Source organism: Pseudomonas sp. NyZ480, assembly GCF_029537255.1.
In the GTDB taxonomy this organism is placed as follows: Bacteria; Pseudomonadota; Gammaproteobacteria; order Pseudomonadales; family Pseudomonadaceae; genus Aquipseudomonas; species Aquipseudomonas taiwanensis.
In genome coordinates this window covers 318,619-335,611 of record NZ_CP120626.1, presented here as the reverse complement: position 1 = coordinate 335,611, position 16,993 = coordinate 318,619, and the positions used below count along the sequence as shown (strand labels likewise).

General features: G+C 62.7%; 20 protein-coding genes. 14 read left to right on the top strand and 6 right to left on the bottom strand.

Features of this window, described 5'->3' with window-relative positions; genetic code table 11:
- Window positions 1–4: 4 nt before the first annotated feature.
- The 3 genes from P3R38_RS01525 to P3R38_RS01515 all read left to right on the top strand — a co-directional run bounded on the left by P3R38_RS01525 (window position 5) and on the right by P3R38_RS01515 (window position 4,769).
- Complete coding sequence (locus tag P3R38_RS01525; protein WP_023378218.1) at window positions 5–2,224, top strand: primosomal protein N'; 2,220 nt, start codon at window positions 5–7, stop codon at window positions 2,222–2,224.
- Window positions 2,225–2,332: 108 nt separating this feature from the next.
- On the top strand, window positions 2,333–4,069 hold the full coding sequence (argS, locus tag P3R38_RS01520; RefSeq protein ID WP_023378217.1) for an arginine--tRNA ligase: 1,737 nt from the start codon (window positions 2,333–2,335) through the stop codon (window positions 4,067–4,069).
- 1 nt (window position 4,070) lies between these two features.
- On the top strand, window positions 4,071–4,769 hold the full coding sequence (locus P3R38_RS01515; RefSeq protein WP_023378216.1) for an SPOR domain-containing protein: 699 nt from the start codon (window positions 4,071–4,073) through the stop codon (window positions 4,767–4,769).
- 41 nt (window positions 4,770–4,810) lie between these two features.
- Here the strand turns inward: P3R38_RS01515 and P3R38_RS01510 are convergent, their stop codons facing one another.
- Window positions 4,811–5,230, bottom strand: coding sequence for a TM2 domain-containing protein (locus tag P3R38_RS01510; protein WP_023378215.1), 420 nt, complete (start codon window positions 5,228–5,230; stop codon window positions 4,811–4,813).
- Window positions 5,231–5,398: 168 nt separating this feature from the next.
- Between P3R38_RS01510 and P3R38_RS01505 the strand changes: the two genes are divergently transcribed.
- Window positions 5,399–6,025, top strand: a complete 627-nt coding sequence (locus tag P3R38_RS01505) for a C40 family peptidase (RefSeq protein ID WP_104882285.1) — start codon at window positions 5,399–5,401, stop codon at window positions 6,023–6,025.
- Window positions 6,026–6,100: 75 nt separating this feature from the next.
- On the opposite strand, the gene P3R38_RS01500 is transcribed toward P3R38_RS01505, so the two are convergent.
- A complete protein-coding gene (locus tag P3R38_RS01500; protein WP_027907908.1) occupies window positions 6,101–7,099 on the bottom strand; it encodes a PilT/PilU family type 4a pilus ATPase in 999 nt (332 codons plus the stop codon).
- A gap of 65 nt (window positions 7,100–7,164) precedes the next feature.
- Here P3R38_RS01500 and P3R38_RS01495 point away from each other — a divergent pair, with 65 nt between their 5' ends.
- From P3R38_RS01495 to P3R38_RS01455, 9 genes are all read left to right on the top strand, one after another.
- On the top strand, window positions 7,165–7,851 hold the full coding sequence (locus tag P3R38_RS01495; RefSeq protein WP_277686766.1) for a YggS family pyridoxal phosphate-dependent enzyme: 687 nt from the start codon (window positions 7,165–7,167) through the stop codon (window positions 7,849–7,851).
- A 38-nt stretch (window positions 7,852–7,889) separates the two neighbouring features.
- Window positions 7,890–8,708, top strand: coding sequence for a pyrroline-5-carboxylate reductase (gene proC / locus P3R38_RS01490; protein WP_023378211.1), 819 nt, complete (start codon window positions 7,890–7,892; stop codon window positions 8,706–8,708).
- Between the two features lie 10 nt (window positions 8,709–8,718).
- Window positions 8,719–9,309, top strand: coding sequence for a YggT family protein (locus tag P3R38_RS01485; RefSeq protein WP_023378210.1), 591 nt, complete (start codon window positions 8,719–8,721; stop codon window positions 9,307–9,309).
- Between the two features lie 89 nt (window positions 9,310–9,398).
- Window positions 9,399–10,538 carry a homoserine O-acetyltransferase gene (locus P3R38_RS01480; RefSeq protein WP_027907907.1) on the top strand — a complete coding sequence of 380 codons (1,140 nt, stop codon included), beginning with the start codon at window positions 9,399–9,401 and terminating at the stop codon, window positions 10,536–10,538.
- Window positions 10,539–10,545: 7 nt separating this feature from the next.
- On the top strand, window positions 10,546–11,166 hold the full coding sequence (metW, locus tag P3R38_RS01475; protein ID WP_023378208.1) for a methionine biosynthesis protein MetW: 621 nt from the start codon (window positions 10,546–10,548) through the stop codon (window positions 11,164–11,166).
- Window positions 11,167–11,187: 21 nt separating this feature from the next.
- The gene (locus tag P3R38_RS01470; RefSeq protein ID WP_023378207.1) at window positions 11,188–11,622 is read left to right on the top strand and encodes a DUF4426 domain-containing protein; all 435 of its coding nucleotides are present in this window, start codon (window positions 11,188–11,190) and stop codon (window positions 11,620–11,622) included.
- On the top strand, window positions 11,619–12,215 hold the full coding sequence (rdgB, locus tag P3R38_RS01465) for an RdgB/HAM1 family non-canonical purine NTP pyrophosphatase (RefSeq protein WP_023378205.1): 597 nt from the start codon (window positions 11,619–11,621) through the stop codon (window positions 12,213–12,215). The genes P3R38_RS01470 and rdgB overlap by 4 nt, the downstream gene beginning before the upstream one ends.
- Window positions 12,212–13,399 carry a radical SAM family heme chaperone HemW gene (gene hemW, locus P3R38_RS01460; RefSeq protein ID WP_104882287.1) on the top strand — a complete coding sequence of 396 codons (1,188 nt, stop codon included), beginning with the start codon at window positions 12,212–12,214 and terminating at the stop codon, window positions 13,397–13,399. The genes rdgB and hemW overlap by 4 nt, the downstream gene beginning before the upstream one ends.
- Before the next feature lie 9 nt (window positions 13,400–13,408).
- On the top strand, window positions 13,409–13,735 hold the full coding sequence (locus tag P3R38_RS01455; protein WP_023378203.1) for a DUF3392 family protein: 327 nt from the start codon (window positions 13,409–13,411) through the stop codon (window positions 13,733–13,735).
- 214 nt (window positions 13,736–13,949) lie between these two features.
- Here P3R38_RS01455 and trmB read toward each other — a convergent pair whose 3' ends face one another.
- The 4 genes from trmB to P3R38_RS01435 form a co-directional block, all read right to left on the bottom strand.
- Window positions 13,950–14,672, bottom strand: a complete 723-nt coding sequence (trmB, locus tag P3R38_RS01450; RefSeq protein WP_027907904.1) for a tRNA (guanosine(46)-N7)-methyltransferase TrmB — start codon at window positions 14,670–14,672, stop codon at window positions 13,950–13,952.
- Window positions 14,673–14,681: 9 nt separating this feature from the next.
- The gene (locus P3R38_RS01445; protein WP_023378201.1) at window positions 14,682–15,476 is read right to left on the bottom strand and encodes a thiazole synthase; all 795 of its coding nucleotides are present in this window, start codon (window positions 15,474–15,476) and stop codon (window positions 14,682–14,684) included.
- A gap of 54 nt (window positions 15,477–15,530) precedes the next feature.
- Window positions 15,531–15,731, bottom strand: coding sequence for a sulfur carrier protein ThiS (gene thiS / locus P3R38_RS01440; RefSeq protein WP_023378200.1), 201 nt, complete (start codon window positions 15,729–15,731; stop codon window positions 15,531–15,533).
- 103 nt (window positions 15,732–15,834) lie between these two features.
- Window positions 15,835–16,206, bottom strand: a complete 372-nt coding sequence (locus P3R38_RS01435) for a DUF423 domain-containing protein (RefSeq protein ID WP_023378199.1) — start codon at window positions 16,204–16,206, stop codon at window positions 15,835–15,837.
- Between the two features lie 64 nt (window positions 16,207–16,270).
- Between P3R38_RS01435 and mtgA the strand changes: the two genes are divergently transcribed.
- Window positions 16,271–16,981 (top strand): monofunctional biosynthetic peptidoglycan transglycosylase, encoded by a 711-nt coding sequence (mtgA, locus tag P3R38_RS01430; RefSeq protein ID WP_202675813.1) that lies wholly within the window; start codon window positions 16,271–16,273, stop codon window positions 16,979–16,981.
- Window positions 16,982–16,993: the final 12 nt, after the last annotated feature.

The following is a 16,993-nucleotide window of genomic DNA, read 5'->3' as shown; positions in this document are numbered from 1 at the left end:
CCGCGTGTCCGACGTCATACTGCGCCTTGCCCTCCCTTCTCCCTTGCGTCGCCTGTTCGACTATCGGGCACCGGCGAGCATGGCGCGCCAGGTACTGGAGCCTGGCATGCGTATTCGCGTGCCATTCGGCCGGCGCGAAATCATCGGCGTGCTGGTGGAGGTCTGCGACCAGAGCGAAGTGCCCGCTGACAAGCTAAAGCCGGCGATTACCCTGCTCGACCCGGTCTCACCCGTGCCCACTGCCCTGTTCAAGCTGTGCCTGTGGACCGCCCAGTACTACCAGCACAGCTTGGGCGACACCCTGAGCTGGGCGCTGCCCTCCCTGCTGCGCCAGGGTGAACCGGCCGAGATGCGCCAGGAGCGCTTCTGGCACGTCGCCCCTGGCGCGCGCCTGGAAGACCCACGCATCGCCCGTGCTCCGCGCCAGCGTGATGCACTCAAGACACTGGCCCAGCATCCGCACGGCGTGGCCCATAGCCTGTTGAGCAAACTCAACCTGAACAAGGACAGCCTGGACCTGCTGCTGGCCAAGGACCTGGTCCAGGTCGAGGTCCGCCGCCATCTGCCCGGGGCACGGCATGAGCACTGGCTGGCTCAGCCGGAACTGCCGCTCAATGAAGAGCAGCGCGAGGCCTTCGACACCGTGCGCGAGGGCTTTGGCAGCTTCGCCGCCTTTCTCCTGGCTGGTGTCACCGGCAGCGGCAAGACCGAGGTCTACCTGCAACTGATCCGCGAAACCCTGGAGGCCGGCAAGCAGGCACTGGTGCTGATTCCGGAGATCAACCTGGGCCCACAGACCCTGGCGCGCTTCGAGCAACGCTTCAATGCCCGCATCGCCTTGCTGCATTCGGCCGTCAACGACCGCGAGCGCCTCGACGCCTGGCTGGCCGCCCGTGATGGCGAAGCCGACATCATCATCGGAACGCGTTCGGCCTTGTTCACGCCGATGAAGAACCCAGGCCTGATCATCATCGACGAGGAGCACGACGGCTCTTATAAACAGCAGGAAGGGCTGCGCTATCACGCCCGCGACCTCGCGCTGGTACGGGCGCATCAAGAGAACATCCCGATCGTACTCGGCTCCGCGACACCTTCGCTGGAAACCCTGCACAACGCCCTGACCGGACGCTACCGCCTGCTCCGCATGAACCAGCGCGCCGGCGGCGCCCGCGCCCCGCGCATGCTGCGCCTGGATGTGAAAAGCCTGCCATTGGACAGTGGCATCAGTGGCCCACTGCAGCAGGCCATCCGCCAGACCCTGGAAGCCGGCCAGCAGGTGCTGGTGTTCCTCAATCGGCGCGGCTTTGCCCCCACCCTGCTGTGTCATGACTGCGGCTGGTTGTCCGAATGCCCGCGCTGCGATGCCCGCATGACCGTGCACCAGCGCTCCGGTGTCCTGCGCTGCCACCACTGCGGCTATGACGAGCGCCTGCCGCAGCAGTGCCCGCAGTGCAATCACGTCGACCTGCGCCCTGTGGGGGCCGGTACCGAGCGGGCCGAAGAGCGCCTGAAGGTTCTGTTCCCGGACTACCCGATCCTGCGCGTCGACCGCGACAGCACCGCTCGCAAGGACGCCATGCACAACCTTTTCACCACCATCCAGCGCGGCCAGCCGAGCATTCTCGTAGGCACCCAGATGCTGGCCAAGGGTCACCACTTCCCGCGGGTGACCCTGGTTGCCATTCTCGATGCCGATGGCGGATTGTTTTCCGGCGATTTCCGCGCCAGCGAGCGCATGGCGCAGTTGATCGTCCAGGTAGCAGGCCGTGCTGGCCGTGCGGAGGAGCCAGGCAAGGTCATCATCCAGACCCACCTGGCCGATCATCCGCTGCTGGTGCAACTGACCGAGCAAGGCTATTTCGCCTTCGCCGAACAGGCCCTGAGCGAGCGCCGCACGGCGGGCCTCCCGCCGTATTCCCACCTCGCCCTGCTGCGTGCCGAAGCCCACAAACCGGGCCAGGCAGAAAGCTTCCTCGACGAGGCGTGCGCCGCAGCCGAGCGACTGGTTGCCGAGCAGGCCCTGCCTGGTATCGAGCTGTTGGGCCCAGTGCCTGCACCGATGGAGCGCCGCGCGGGACGCTTCCGCGCTCAACTCTTGATCCAGGCCAACACCCGCGCCCCCTTGCATCGACTGATCAGCGCCTGGTTGCTAGTGTTGGAGCAGATGCCGAGCGGGCGTCAGGTACGCTGGTCACTGGATGTCGATCCAGTCGACCTTTATTAAGGTTGCCGCGCAAAGGTTGGCAACCCGGCCCCAGCAACGGATAATGCCCAGTTTTTCCACCTGCGCATCCAGGCGCTCCACCGCGCTTGCGGTCGAAAAGAGAACCCCATGAAAGACACCATTCGCCAGCTGATCCAGCAAGCCCTCACCCAACTCGTCACCGACGGTGTGCTGCCTGAAGGGCTGTCGCCGGCGATCCAGGTGGAAAACGCCCGGGACAAGACCCACGGCGACTTCGCCAGCAACATCGCCATGATGCTGGCCAAGCCTGCGGGCATGAAGCCCCGCGACCTGGCCGAAAAGCTGATCGATGCGCTGCCGGCCAGCGCCGACATCAGCAAGGTCGAGATCGCCGGCCCAGGCTTCCTGAACTTCTTCCAGAACACCGACGCCCTGGCCAACCGCCTGGACGCCGCACTGGCCGATGCCCACCTGGGCGTGCACAAGGCGGGGCCGGCGGAAAAGGTCGTGATCGACATGTCGGCGCCGAACCTGGCCAAGGAGATGCACGTCGGCCACCTGCGTTCGACCATCATCGGTGACAGTGTCGCGCGCGTGCTGGAATTCCTCGGCGATGACGTGATCCGCCAGAACCACGTGGGCGACTGGGGGACCCAGTTCGGCATGCTGCTGGCGTATCTGGAAGAAAACCCAATCACCAGCGACGAACTGTCGGACCTGGAAAACTTCTACCGCGCCGCCAAAAAACGTTTCGACGAATCCGAAGAGTTCGCTACCCGCGCCCGTGGCCTGGTCGTGAAGCTGCAAGCCGGCGACCCGGATTGCATGGCGCTGTGGACACGCTTCAAGGACATCTCGCTGTCGCACTGCCAGAAAACCTACGAGTTGCTCAACGTCAAACTGACCATGGCCGACGTGATGGGCGAAAGCGCCTACAACGATGACCTGGCCAATGTGGTCGCCGACCTCAAGGCCAAGGGCCTGCTGGTCGAAGACCAGGGCGCACAATGCGTGTTCCTCGAGGAATTCAAGAACAGCGAAGGCGAACCTCTGCCGGTAATCGTGCAGAAAGCCGACGGCGGCTACCTGTACGCCACCACCGACCTGGCTGCAGTGCGCTACCGCAGCAACGTGCTCAAGGCCGATCGCGCCCTGTACTTCGTTGACCAGCGCCAGGCCCTGCACTTCAACCAAGTGTTCGAGGTGGCCCGCCGTGCCGGCTTCGTCGGCCATCCGATGCGAATGGAACACATGGGCTTCGGCACCATGAACGGCGCCGATGGCCGTCCATTCAAGACCCGCGACGGCGGCACCGTGAAGCTGATCGACTTGCTTACCGAAGCCAAGGAGCGCGCCTACACCCTGGTCAAGGAAAAGAACCCAAGCCTGGCCGAGGACGATCTGCGCCACATCGGCGAAGTGGTGGGTATCGGCGCTGTCAAATATGCCGACCTGTCCAAGCACCGCACCAGTGACTACAGCTTCAACTTCGAATTGATGCTCAATTTCGAAGGCAATACCGCCCCCTACTTGCTGTACGCCTACACCCGCGTAGCCGGCGTTTTCCGCAAGCTCGGCAAAGGCTTTGACGAGGTCGAGGGCAAGATCGTATTGCAGGCGCCTCACGAGCAGGACCTGGCCGCACGCCTGGCGCAGTTCGGCGAAATCCTCAACAACGTCGCCGACAAAGGCACTCCGCATGTACTGTGCAGCTACCTGTACGACCTCGCCGGCCTGTTCTCCAGCTTCTACGAGAACTGCCCGATCCTGGCTGCCGAGAACCCGGAACAGCAGCAAAGCCGCCTGCGCCTGGCCGCACTGACCGGCCGCACCCTGAAACAAGGTCTGGAACTGCTCGGCCTGGAAACCCTGGAGCGCATGTAAGTTGGCTGCCAAGAAAAAACCTGCTCCCAAGCGCGGCGCGAGCCGTCAACAGGCGCCGACCAAGCAGCCGATCCCAGGCTGGGTATGGCTGGCGGTCGGTCTGACCGTGGGTGCCTTCATTGTCTTCCTGATGAAGCTTGAACCAGGTGGCGGCGACATCAAGCGCACCAAGCCGGAACAGCAGAAGCCAGAAAAGGTGGCAGAAGCCAGCAAGACGGCTCCGGTCACCCCACAGCAGCCAGTGAAACCGAAGTACGACTTCTACACCCTGCTGCCAGAGTCCGAGGTGATCGTGCCACCGGAGGCTGTACCGGAAAAGACACCCCCAGTACCGGCACAGCCGGTGACCCCGGTCACACCCGCTGAAGCGGCCAAGATCGACACCGCCCGCGCCCAGGCAGCCCTGATGGGGCAAACGCCGCCTCCGGCACCACCAGTGATCAAGCCTGCGGCCACCACCCAGTTCTTCCTGCAGGCAGGCTCGTTCCGCAAGCAGGCCGATGCCGACAAGGTGCGGGCGCAGATCATTCTGCTCGGCCAAGCGGTCAAGGTGGAGTCCGGCACAGTCAAGGAAGAGACCTGGTACCGCGTGCTGGTCGGGCCGTTCAGCAACCGTGAACAGCTGACCGTGGCCCAAAAGCAATTGGCAGGGGCTGGCTTCAGCAACCTGTTGCTGCAGCAGCGACAAACCCGCCAGTGAAGAAAGGCCTTGCCGCCCAACGCGACAAGGCCTTTTTTCTATCAGCGGCGCTCGGCGTTGACCTGCGAGATCTGGCTGTTCAGCGTCCAGAAGTCATACAGCACGCCCAACAGGAACAGCCCGCCGGTGAAGAAGTAGATGATCGCGCTGATCCATTTGCCCTGGTAGAGGCGATGTGCACCGAAGATCCCCAGGAACGTCAGCAAGATCCAGGCAAGGTTGTAGTCCACCCGCCCCGACTGAAACCGCAGGTCGGCCTCGCGATCCATCGACGGGATCAGGAACAGGTCAATCAGCCAGCCGATGCCCAGCAGGCCCAAGGTGAAAAACCAGATCGTCCCGGTGATCGGTTTGCCGTAGTAGAAGCGGTGCGACCCGGTGAAGCCGAAAATCCAGAGCAGATAGCCGAGTACCTTGCTGTGGGTATCGTGGAACGGCGCCCCCTGTTGATAACTGTTCATTCATAGCCCCCGTGGGTTATCCAAAAATTTTCTAACGGAAAATGTGACTTTTTCGGCGCAGGCCGACGTACGGCAGCATGACAATCGACCAACGGATCAGAACGTGGTCAAAAAGCTGTTATAAAGTTGCGCGCCAACACACACAAAACATTCATAAGAGCTTCAACTATGCCGCCTTTGTTCAAGACATGGCTGACCCTCTGCCTATTATTGCCCCTGGCCGCCCACGCCACCAATCGTGAGCAACGTCTTCCCAACGGTTTCACTGGCTACACCACCAATGCCACGGTGAAACATGCGCCGATCAAGCAGGCCAACCTGCGCGTGCGTCCCAGCAACGTCGCCAACGCTCAATACCAGCCGGTGGCAGCGATGTCGCCCAAGCAGAGCAGCAATGTGCTCAGCCGGGCAGTCAATGTCCTGGGCACCCCTTATCGCTGGGGTGGCAGCAGCCCGACCAAGGGCTTCGACTGCAGTGGGCTGGTGAAATACGCCTTCAACGATGTGGCCGACGTCGACCTGCCGCGCACCTCCAATGCGATGGCTCAGGGCCAGGGCGTGAAGGTGGCGAAGAGCGACCTCAAGCCAGGCGACCTGATTTTCTTCAACATCAAGAGCCGCCGCGTCAACCACGTGGCGATCTACCTGGGGAACGACCGCTTCATCCATGCACCGCGCCGCGGCAAGCGTGTGAGCATCGACACCCTGAGCAAACCTTACTGGCAGAAGCACTATGTAGTGGCCAAGCGGGTCTTGCCCAAGCAACAGCAGCAATTGGCGCTGGCCAAGCGCTAAACCTCAGCGTCGACAAGCCAGCACCTGCAGAACGCACAACAACCTGTAGGCGCCAGCTTGTCGGCGAATAGGCCGCTACAACGCGTCGATCAGCCCTTCTGCCCTCAACGCCTCCATCGCTCCTTCCATCGTCTTCATCCCCGCCGCCGCCCCCGACTGCATCACGGACTGCAACTGCGCCGCTCGCCCCTCTCGGATCAGGTTACGCACAGCGGGCGTCGCCACCAACACTTCCCGCGCCGCCACCCGGCCGCCACCTCTTCGTTTCACCAGCACCTGCGCTACCACCAAGCGCAGCGATTCGGCCAGCATGGCCCTGACCAACGGCTTCTCCTCGGCGGCAAACACCTCCACCAGACGGTCGATGCTGTTGATCGCCGACCGGGTATGGACGGTCGCCAGCACCAGATGCCCCGTCTCGGCAGCCCGGAGCGCCAGACGAATCGTTTCGAGATCCCTCAGTTCGCCGATCACGATGACATCCGGGTCTTGGCGCAGTGCACTGCGCAACCCCTGGGCGAAGTCACGACAGTGGCGTCCGATCTCGCGCTGGTTGACCAGGCTGCGCTGGCAACTGTGGATAACTTCGATAGGGTCTTCCAATGTGATGATGTGCAGCGAGCGCTCGCGATTGAGCTGGTCGACCAGCGCGGCCAGCGTACTGGACTTCCCGCTACCGGTCGGCCCACCTACCAGGACGAGGCCATCGGTGTGTTGGGCAAAAGCTCGAAACACTTCTGTCAGGCCTAACGCTTCGAGTGTGGCGATTCGTTGCGCAATGATCCGCATGGCCACCGCAGGCCCATTCGACTGGCGAAACAGATTCAAGCGGATACGCCCAAGCGAGGGGAGATCGAGCGCCAGGTCCAGCTCATCACCTTGCGCCCACTGGCGACACTGCGCTTCGGCCAGCAAAGGCGCCAGCCCGTCGTGCAGCGCCGTCGCCGACAACGGCGGCAGATCCAGGCGTTGCAGCTCGCCATCCAGGCGAATCAGCGGTACGTCGCCCGCGGCCAGGTGCAGGTCACTCGCCCCTGCAGCCATCGCCCGGGCCAAGAGGTCAGTCACGTCCATGAGACTCCCTAAAGACCATCAAGCAGGTAGAATGCCGCAGACCCATGAGCCGACGGCAGCGATCCATGTCCACCATAGCAGACAACCTTTCCGCCCTCGCCAACCGCATCGAAAGCGCGACACGGGCTGCCGGGCGTGAGCCGGCCAGCGTCCAACTGCTGGCCGTGAGCAAGACCAAACCGGCCAGTGCCATCCGCGAGATCCATGCCGCCGGTGTCCGCGACGTCGGCGAAAACTACCTGCAGGAGGCCCTGGCCAAACAGGACGAACTGCGCGACCTGCCCTTGATCTGGCACTTCATCGGCCCCATTCAGTCGAACAAGACCAAAGCCATCGCCGAGCACTTCGACTGGGTACATTCCGTGGACCGCCTGAAAATCGCTCAACGCTTGTCCGAACAACGGCCTGCCGGCCTAGCGCCGCTCAACATCTGCCTGCAGGTGAACGTCAGCGGCGAGGACAGCAAGTCTGGCTGTGCTCCGGCCGACTTGCCTGCGCTGGCAAAGGCGGTGGCTGCGCTGCCCAACCTGCGCCTGCGTGGCCTGATGGCGATTCCCGAACCCACCGAAGACCGCGCAGCCCAGGAGGCGGCCTTCGCCAGCCTGCGCCGTTTGCAGGAAGGCCTGGACCTTGATTGCGACACCTTGTCCATGGGCATGAGCCACGATCTCGAAGCGGCCATCGCTCAGGGAGCGACCTGGGTGCGCATTGGCACCGCCCTGTTCGGCGCGCGCAATTACGGCCCCGCCTGATTCCATGCTTTACTCACTCTTTCCCTCAAGGACCTGACATGAGCAAGACACGTATTGCCTTCATCGGCGCCGGCAACATGGCTGCCAGCCTGATCGGCGGCCTGCGCGCCCAGGGCCTGGACGCCTCGCAGATCCGCGCCAGCGACCCAGGTGCCGAAACCCGCGCCCGCGTTCAGGCCGAGCACGGTATCGAAACCTTCGAAAAAAACGCCCAGGCCATCGACGGTGCCGATGTGATCGTCCTGGCCGTCAAGCCGCAGGTCATGAAGGCCGTTTGCGAGGCGCTGTCCCCTGACCTCAAAGCAGGCCAACTGATCGTCTCCATCGCCGCCGGCATCACCTGCGCCAGCCTGCAAGCCTGGCTCGGCCCGCGCCCGGTTGTGCGCTGCATGCCCAATACACCGGCACTGCTGCGCCAGGGTGTGAGCGGCTTGTATGCCACCCAGGAAGTCTCCGACGTGCAACGCCAGCAGGCCGAGCAACTGCTGTCCGCCGTTGGCATCGCCCTGTGGCTCGATGAAGAACAGCAACTGGATGCGGTAACCGCTGTTTCCGGCAGCGGCCCGGCCTATTTCTTCCTGCTGATTGAGGCCATGACCGCCGCTGGTGAAAAACTCGGCCTGCCGCGCGAAACCGCCTCCAAGCTGACCCTGCAAACAGCGCTGGGTGCCGCACACATGGCCGTATCCAGCGATGTCGATGCCGCCGAACTGCGCCGCCGTGTCACCTCGCCTGCCGGCACCACCGAAGCGGCCATCAAGTCGTTCCAGGCAAACGGCTTCGAAGCCATCGTGGAACAGGCGCTGGAAGCAGCGGCGAAACGTTCCGCCGAACTGGCCGAACAATTGGGCAAATAAGGAGCTTTTGATGAATGCACTGTCCGGCGCCTTGATTTTCGTGGTGCAGACCCTGGTCAGCCTGTACCTGGTGATCGTCCTGCTGCGCTTCGTGCTGCAACTGGTCAAGGCCAACTTCTACAACCCGCTGTGCCAGTTCGCGGTGCGCGCTACCCAGCCACTGCTCAAGCCGATTCGCCGCATCATCCCCAGCGTCGGTGGCCTGGATACATCCTCGCTGCTGCTGTCGGTGGTCATCCAGGCACTGCTGATGGGCTTCGTGCTGATGGTCACCTACGGGACCTTCGGCGATATCCTGCACCTGCTGATGTGGGCGATCATCGGTATCACCTCGCTGTTCCTGAAGATCTTCTGGGTGGCAATGATCGTGATGGTGATCGTTTCCTGGGTCGCACCGAACAGCCACAACCCTGCCGCCGAACTGGCCTACCAGATCAGCGAGCCGGTGCTGGCACCGTTCCGCCGTATCGTGCCGAACCTTGGCGGCATGGACATCTCGCCGATCTTCGCCTTCCTGGCCATCCAGGTGGTCCAGTCGTTCGTCATGCCTCCGCTGGCGGCCTACGCGGGCATGCCACAAGAGCTGTGGCGGATGATCTGACCCTGCGTGATACCTAGCGGCAAGCCTTCGCTTGCCGCTAGGGGTAGCGCTCTTTAGACTTACGCCTCCGTCAAGCGTGAGCAGGGTCGATGTCCACTGTCCTTCCCGAAGATTCCGTCGGTCTGGTAACACCGCAAATTGCCCGGTTCGATGAACCGTTGGCCTTGGCCTGTGGCCGCTCCCTCGCCAGCTATGAGCTGGTATTCGAGACCTATGGCACCCTGAACGCCAGCGCGAGCAATGCCGTGCTGATCTGCCATGCGTTGTCTGGCCATCACCATGCCGCAGGCTACCATGCCGTCACCGACCGCAAGCCGGGCTGGTGGGACAGTTGCATCGGCCCTGGCAAACCGATCGATACCAACCGCTTCTTCGTCGTCAGCCTGAACAACCTGGGCGGCTGTAACGGCAGCACTGGCCCCAGCAGCATCAACCCTGCCAGCGGCAAGCCTTATGGCGCCGACTTCCCGGTCCTCACGGTGGAAGACTGGGTACACAGCCAGGCGCGCCTGGCCGATCGTCTGGGCATCCGGCAGTGGGCCGCGGTCGTGGGCGGCAGCCTCGGCGGCATGCAGGCCTTGCAGTGGACCATCACCTACCCCGACCGCGTGCGCCATTGCGTCGACATCGCATCGGCCCCCAAGCTGTCGGCGCAGAACATCGCGTTCAACGAAGTCGCTCGCCAGGCCATCCTCACCGACCCCGAGTTCCACGGTGGCTCGTTCCAGGACCAGGGCGTGATCCCCAAGCGCGGCCTGATGCTGGCCCGCATGGTGGGCCACATCACCTACCTGTCCGATGACTCGATGGGTGAGAAATTCGGGCGCGAGCTCAAGAGCGACAAGCTCAACTACGACTTCCACAGCGTCGAATTCCAGGTCGAGAGCTACCTGCGTTACCAGGGTGAAGAGTTCTCCGGCCGCTTCGACGCCAACACCTACCTGCTGATGACGAAGGCGCTGGACTACTTCGACCCCGCCGCCGCCCACGGTGGCGACCTCGCGGCGACCCTGGCCCACGTCAAGGCCGACTATTGCATCATGTCGTTCACGACCGACTGGCGCTTCTCGCCGGCCCGCTCACGGGAGATCGTCGATGCCCTGATGGCCGCACGCAAGAACGTCTGCTACCTGGATATCGACTCACCCTATGGGCACGATGCCTTCCTGATCCCGACACCTCGGTACATTCAGGGCTTCTCGAACTACATGAACCGCATCGCCATCTGAGGACAGCATGAGAGCCGATCTGGAAATCATCCACGACTGGATCCCCGCCGGTAGCCGGGTACTCGACCTGGGCTGCGGTAATGGCGAGCTGCTGGCTTCGCTGCGTGATCGCAAGCAAGTCACTGGCTACGGCCTTGAGATCGACGCCGACAACATCGCCGCTTGCGTGGCCAAAGGGGTCAACGTCATCGAGCAGGACCTGGACAAAGGCCTGGGCAACTTCGCCAGCAACAGCTTCGATGTGGTCATCATGACCCAGGCCCTGCAGGCGGTGGAATACCCCGACCGCATCCTCGACGAGATGCTGCGCGTGGGCCGCCAATGCATCATCACCTTCCCCAACTTCGGCCACTGGCGCTGCCGTTGGTACCTGGCGACCAAAGGCCGCATGCCGGTATCGGACTTCATGCCATATACCTGGTACAACACGCCGAACATCCACTTCTGCACCTTCGCCGACTTCGAAGAGCTGTGCCGCGAACGCCACGCCAAGGTTCTCGACCGCCTGGCGGTCGACCATTTGCACCGCAATGGGTGGGGTGGACGGCTTTGGCCTAATCTTCTAGGTGAAATCGGCATTTATCGCGTTAGCAGCCCTGGCCTGCAGGAGCACCAGCTGGCCGTCTGACGCCCACCGGAGGAATGCACCATGCGTCGACTCGCCCTGTTCCTGATCAGCCTGTGCCTGGCCCTGCCGGTACTGGCTGCCGATGCCGCCAAACCCGATCGCAAGGAAGTATTCGGTGATGTGACGGTCCACTACAGCGCCTTTACCTCGAGCATGCTGCAACCGGAAATCGCCGCCGCCACCGGGCTTACCCGCAGCAAGAACCAAGGCGTGCTGAACATTGCCGTACTCAAGGCCAGCAAGCCAGCGACAGCCGTCGTCAGCGGCACGGTGAAAGACCTGACCGGACGTAGCAGCCCGTTGTCGTTCAAGCAAATCACCGACCGGGGTGCCGTGTACTACATCGCCCAGTTCAAGATCGAACAGGCGGAGACCCTGACATTCGATGTGAATGTCGAAACCGGTGGCGTCAGCCATAAACTCAGCTTCAACCAGGAAGTGTTCCCAGGCGAATGATGAATTTCCAGCAACTCGTATTGGCCAGCCACAACGCCGGCAAGCTCAAGGAACTCCAAGCCATGCTTGGAGCCTCCGTCCAACTGCGCTCGATTGGCGAGTTCAGCCAGGTAGAACCCGAAGAGACCGGCCTGTCGTTCGTCGAAAACGCCATTCTCAAGGCACGTAACGCAGCACGCATCTCCGGCCTGCCGGCCTTGGCCGACGACTCGGGCCTGGCTGTGGACTTTCTTGGCGGTGCACCAGGCATCTACTCGGCGCGCTACGCCGACGGCAAGGGCGACGCAGCCAACAATGCCAAGCTGCTCGAAGCCCTGAAAGACGTCCCACAGGAGCAGCGTGGCGCCCAGTTCGTCTGCGTGCTGGCTCTTGTGCGTCATGCCGACGATCCACTGCCGATCCTGTGTGAAGGCCTGTGGCACGGACAGATCCTGTTCGAGGCCAGTGGCGAACATGGGTTTGGCTACGACCCGCTGTTCTGGGTGCCGGAGCGCAACTGTTCGAGCGCCGAACTGCCTCCTGTAGAGAAGAACCAGCTTAGCCACCGCGCCCGCGCCATGGCCCTGCTGCGTCAACGTCTGGGCCTGGCATGACCGATACGCTGTCCACCCGACCGCACCTGCCGGGTGCGGCGGGTTTCGCCGTGCTACCGCCGCTGGCGCTGTACATCCATATTCCATGGTGTGTACGTAAATGCCCTTACTGCGACTTCAACTCCCACGCTGCCGGGCCTGATTTGCCGGAAGAAGCCTATGTCGACGCACTGCTGACCGATCTCGACCAGGAGTTGGTGGCGGTACAAGGCCGTCCAATCAGCTCGATCTTCTTCGGCGGCGGCACCCCAAGCCTGTTCAGCGCCAACGCCCTAGGCCGCCTTCTGCGTGGCGTCGAGCGGCGCATTCCGTTCGCGGCGGATATCGAAATCACCCTGGAGGCCAACCCAGGCACCTTCGAGCAGGAGAAGTTCAAGGCTTACCGACAGACCGGGATCAACCGCCTGTCCATCGGTGTGCAAAGCTTCCAGCCGGCCAAGCTCGAAGCACTGGGGCGTATCCACAATGGCGATGAAGCGATCCGCGCTGCCGGCATGGCACGGGCTGCAGGCTTCGACAACTTCAACATGGACCTGATGCACGGCTTGCCTGACCAGTCGCTGGAAGACGCACTGGGCGATCTGCGCCAGGCCATCGACCTGGGGCCGACGCACCTGTCGTGGTACCAGTTGACTGTCGAGCCGAACACGGTGTTCTGGAACCAGCCGCCCGAGTTACCGGAAGATGACATTCTCTGGGATATCCAGGAGGCAGGCCAGGCCCTGATGGCCAGCAATGGCTTCGCCCAGTACGAGGTGTCCGCCTATGCCCAGCCGGGCCGACCGGCCAGACACAACCTCAACTACTGGCGCTTTGGCGACTTCATCGGCATTGGTGCAGGTGCCCATGGCAAGCTGACCTTCGCCGACGGACGCATCCTGCGAACCTGGAAAACCCGGCTGCCCAAGGACTACCTGAACCTGGCCAAACCGTTCAAGGCCGGCGAGAAGCTACTGCCAGCCGACGAGTTGCCGTTCGAGTTCCTGATGAACGCCCTGCGCCTGACCCAGGGCGTTGAAGCCGAGCTGTTCACCCAGCGCACCGGCCTGCCGCTGGAACAGCTGGCCGATGCGCGTAGCGCCGCCGAACAAAAGGGCCTTTTGCAGGTCGAACCGGATCGACTGGTGGCCACGCCGCGGGGCCAGTTGTTCCTCAATGACCTGCTGCAGTATTTCTTGACCTAAGGATGACCCATGGATCTGGTACTTGATCTGCTCGCGACCGTTTCTCGCTGGAGCCGCAGCAACCTGTCGGAAATCTCCCTGGCGCTGGTAGGCTGCCTGCTGGTGCTGTTTGGCACCGATATCAAAGGCTGGGTGGAACAACGCCTGGGCGGTCTGGCTGGCGCTCTGCGTGTGCCGTTCATGGCCTTGCTGGTGATGATTGGCAGCGGCGCGGCGCTGATCTACGCCACGCCATGGGTGGTGAAAGGGCTTGGCCAGTTCAACAACTATGCGCTGGCACCGGTACTTCTGGTGGTGCTGGTATTGATTGGCGTGGTGGCTGATCGCCGGGGCTAGAACCTGCCAAAACGGTCCCCAGACACACGCTCTGCGGGAAGTTTCTGAGCGTTGACCCTAGGCTGCCTAGGATGATGTTGCCAAGTGGGCGTTTTCAGTGAGTTCCTTGAGCGAAGAATACTCAGTCCCTTCGCTTGCATAAACCGCCTCTCTCAAGGCGGTTTTTTCGCCTGTATTCCTACAAGTGCCAGCAGATGAAGGCTGAAACAGCCGATCAATCCACCTTCTCGAACTTCAAGTCCCAAACCCCGTGCCCCAAGCGCTCACCACGGCGCTCGAACTTGGTGATCGGACGTTCTGGCGGACGAGGAATGTAGGCACCATCGGTGGCCTGGTTGCGGTAACCCGGTGCAGCGCTCATCACTTCCAGCATGTACTCAGCGTACGGTTCCCAGTCGGTGGCCATGTGGAACACGCCACCCGGCTTGAGCTTGCGCCTCACCAGCTCGGCGAACTCCAGCTGCACGATGCGCCGCTTGTGATGGCGCGCCTTGTGCCACGGGTCGGGGAAGAACAGCATCAGGCGGTCGAGGCTGTTGTCGGCCACGCAACGGTTGAGCACTTCGATGGCATCGCAGTCATACACCCGCAGGTTCTTCAGGCCCTGGGTCAGCACGCCGTTGAGCAACGCGCCAACACCGGGACGGTGCACTTCGACACCGATGAAGTCCTGCTCAGGGGCAGCGGCAGCCATTTCCAGCAGGGAATGCCCCATGCCGAAGCCGATTTCGAGGGTGCGCGGGGCCGAGCGGCCGAACACCTGGTCGTAGTCCACAGGGCTGTCGGCCAGCGGCAGGATGAACAACGGGCCACCCTGGTCCAGGCCGCGTTGCTGGCCTTCGGTCATGCGCCCGGCGCGCATCACGAAACTCTTGATGCGGCGGTGGGGGCGCGCTTCGCCGTCAGCAGTGCTCGGCGTATCTTGCGATTCAGTCATCAGGGGCTCTTACTTGATCAGACCTTCCAGCGGCGAAGAGGCGCTGGCATAGAGTTTTTTCGGCATACGCCCGGCGAGGTAAGCCATCCGACCCGCGACAATGGCATGCTTCATGGCTTCAGCCATCAGTACCGGTTGCTGGGCATGGGCGATGGCCGAGTTCATCAGCACAGCTTCGCAGCCCATTTCCATGGCGATGGTGGCATCGGATGCAGTGCCTACACCGGCATCGACCAGCACGGGAACCTTGGACTCTTCCAGGATGATCTGCAGGTTGTAAGGGTTGCAGATACCCAGGCCGGTGCCGATCAGGCCAGCCAGCGGCATCACCGCGATGCAGCCGGCTTCGGCCAGCTGGCGAGCGATGATCGGGTCGTCGCTGGTGTAGACCATCACGTCGAAACCGTCCTTGACCAGCACTTCAGCGGCCTTGAGGGTTTCGATCACGTTGGGGAACAGGGTCTTCTGGTCCGCCAGCACTTCCAGCTTGACCAGGTTGTGGCCATCGAGCAGTTCGCGCGCCAGGCGGCAGGTGCGCACGGCTTCTACCGCGTCGTAGCAACCAGCGGTGTTCGGCAGGATGGTGTAGCGATCCGGTGGCAGCACGTCGAGCAGATTCGGCTCACCTGGGTTCTGGCCGAGGTTGGTGCGACGCACGGCGACGGTGACGATTTCGGCACCCGAGGCCTCGATGGCCAGGCGGGTTTCTTCCATGTCACGGTACTTGCCGGTACCGACCAGCAGGCGCGACTGGAAAGTACGTCCGGCCAGAGTGAAAGGCTTGTCGCTACGAACGTTGCTCATCGTTGTTCCTCGGGAAAAGGTTGCGGGACTTGCAGGTGAATTGCCAAACCGGGCTTAACCACCACCGATGGCGTGGACCACTTCGACCTGGTCGCCGTCATTGAGCAGCGTGGTGTCATGCTGGCTACGCGGCACGATATCCAGGTTGAGTTCCACCGCTACCCGGCGCCCAGCCAGTTCCAGGCGGGTCAGCAGGGCCGCGACGCTCTCGCCAGCGGGCAGTTCGTAAGGTTCACCGTTCAGTTGAATGCGCATGCGCACGGCCACCATTGTGCTTTGGGGGCCCGCATTCTAGCGCTGATCGACGCTTCAACCCAAGGCCGGCGGACACCATTAGTCGTGAGAGTGGACCGTTCGGTCAACCCAAACGCCAGGCTGCCAGGCCCAGGCACAGCCAACCGGCGAGAAAGCACAGACCGCCGATGGGGGTGATCATGCCCAGTTTGCCCAACCCACTCAGGGTAAGCACATACAGGCTGCCGGAAAACAACAGGATACCCACAGCGAACAGACCGCCCGCCCAACCCACCAGACGCCCTGGCAGGTGCGCCGAGAGCACGGCCACGCCAAGGATCGCCAGGGCATGCACCAATTGGTAGGTGACGCCAGTCTGGAAGACCGACAAATAGTCAGCCGTCAGGCGGCTTTTCAACCCGTGCGCGGCGAATGCGCCCAGGGCGACACCGGTAAAGCCGAAAAAGGCAGCGAGCATCAGGAAGCTGCGAAGCATGGGACGACTCCTTGTATCGGGTCTGTATAATGGCCCGTTCCACCGGTCCGGCCAAGCTATCACCATGCTGTCATCCTTCCTTCGCCGCTTCGCCCGCGCCCTGCTCTGGTTCGCCGCCGGCAGTGTCGTGCTGGTGCTGGTGTTTCGCTGGGTACCGCCGCCAGGCACGGCGTTGATGGTCGAACGCAAGGTCCAGTCCTGGTTCAATGGCGAACCCATCGACCTGCAGCGTGACTGGGAGCCATGGGATAGGATTTCCGATGAGCTCAAAGTGGCGGTCATTGCCGGCGAGGACCAGAAGTTCGCCAGCCATTGGGGCTTCGACATTCCCGCCATACAGGCAGCGCTGGCCTACAACGAGCGTGGCGGCAATATTCGCGGGGCGAGCACCCTGACGCAGCAAGTCGCCAAGAACCTGTTCCTGTGGTCCGGGCGCAGTTGGCTGCGCAAAGGGCTGGAGGCTTGGTTTACAGCGCTGATCGAATTGTTCTGGTCCAAGGAGCGAATCCTGGAGGTCTACCTGAACAGCGCCGAATGGGGCAAAGGCGTATTCGGCGCCCAGGCTGCGGCGCGCTACCACTTTGGCGTCGACGCCAGCCGCTTGAGCCGCCAGCAGGCCGCGCAACTGGCCGCAGTGCTGCCCAGCCCTCTCAAATGGAGCGCCAGCCGGCCGAGCGCCTATGTGGCCAGCCGAGCCGGGTGGATTCGCCGCCAGATGAGCCAGCTGGGCGGACCCAGCTACCTGATGCAGCTGGACGCTTCCCGCAGGCCGTAAGCCGATTGGCAG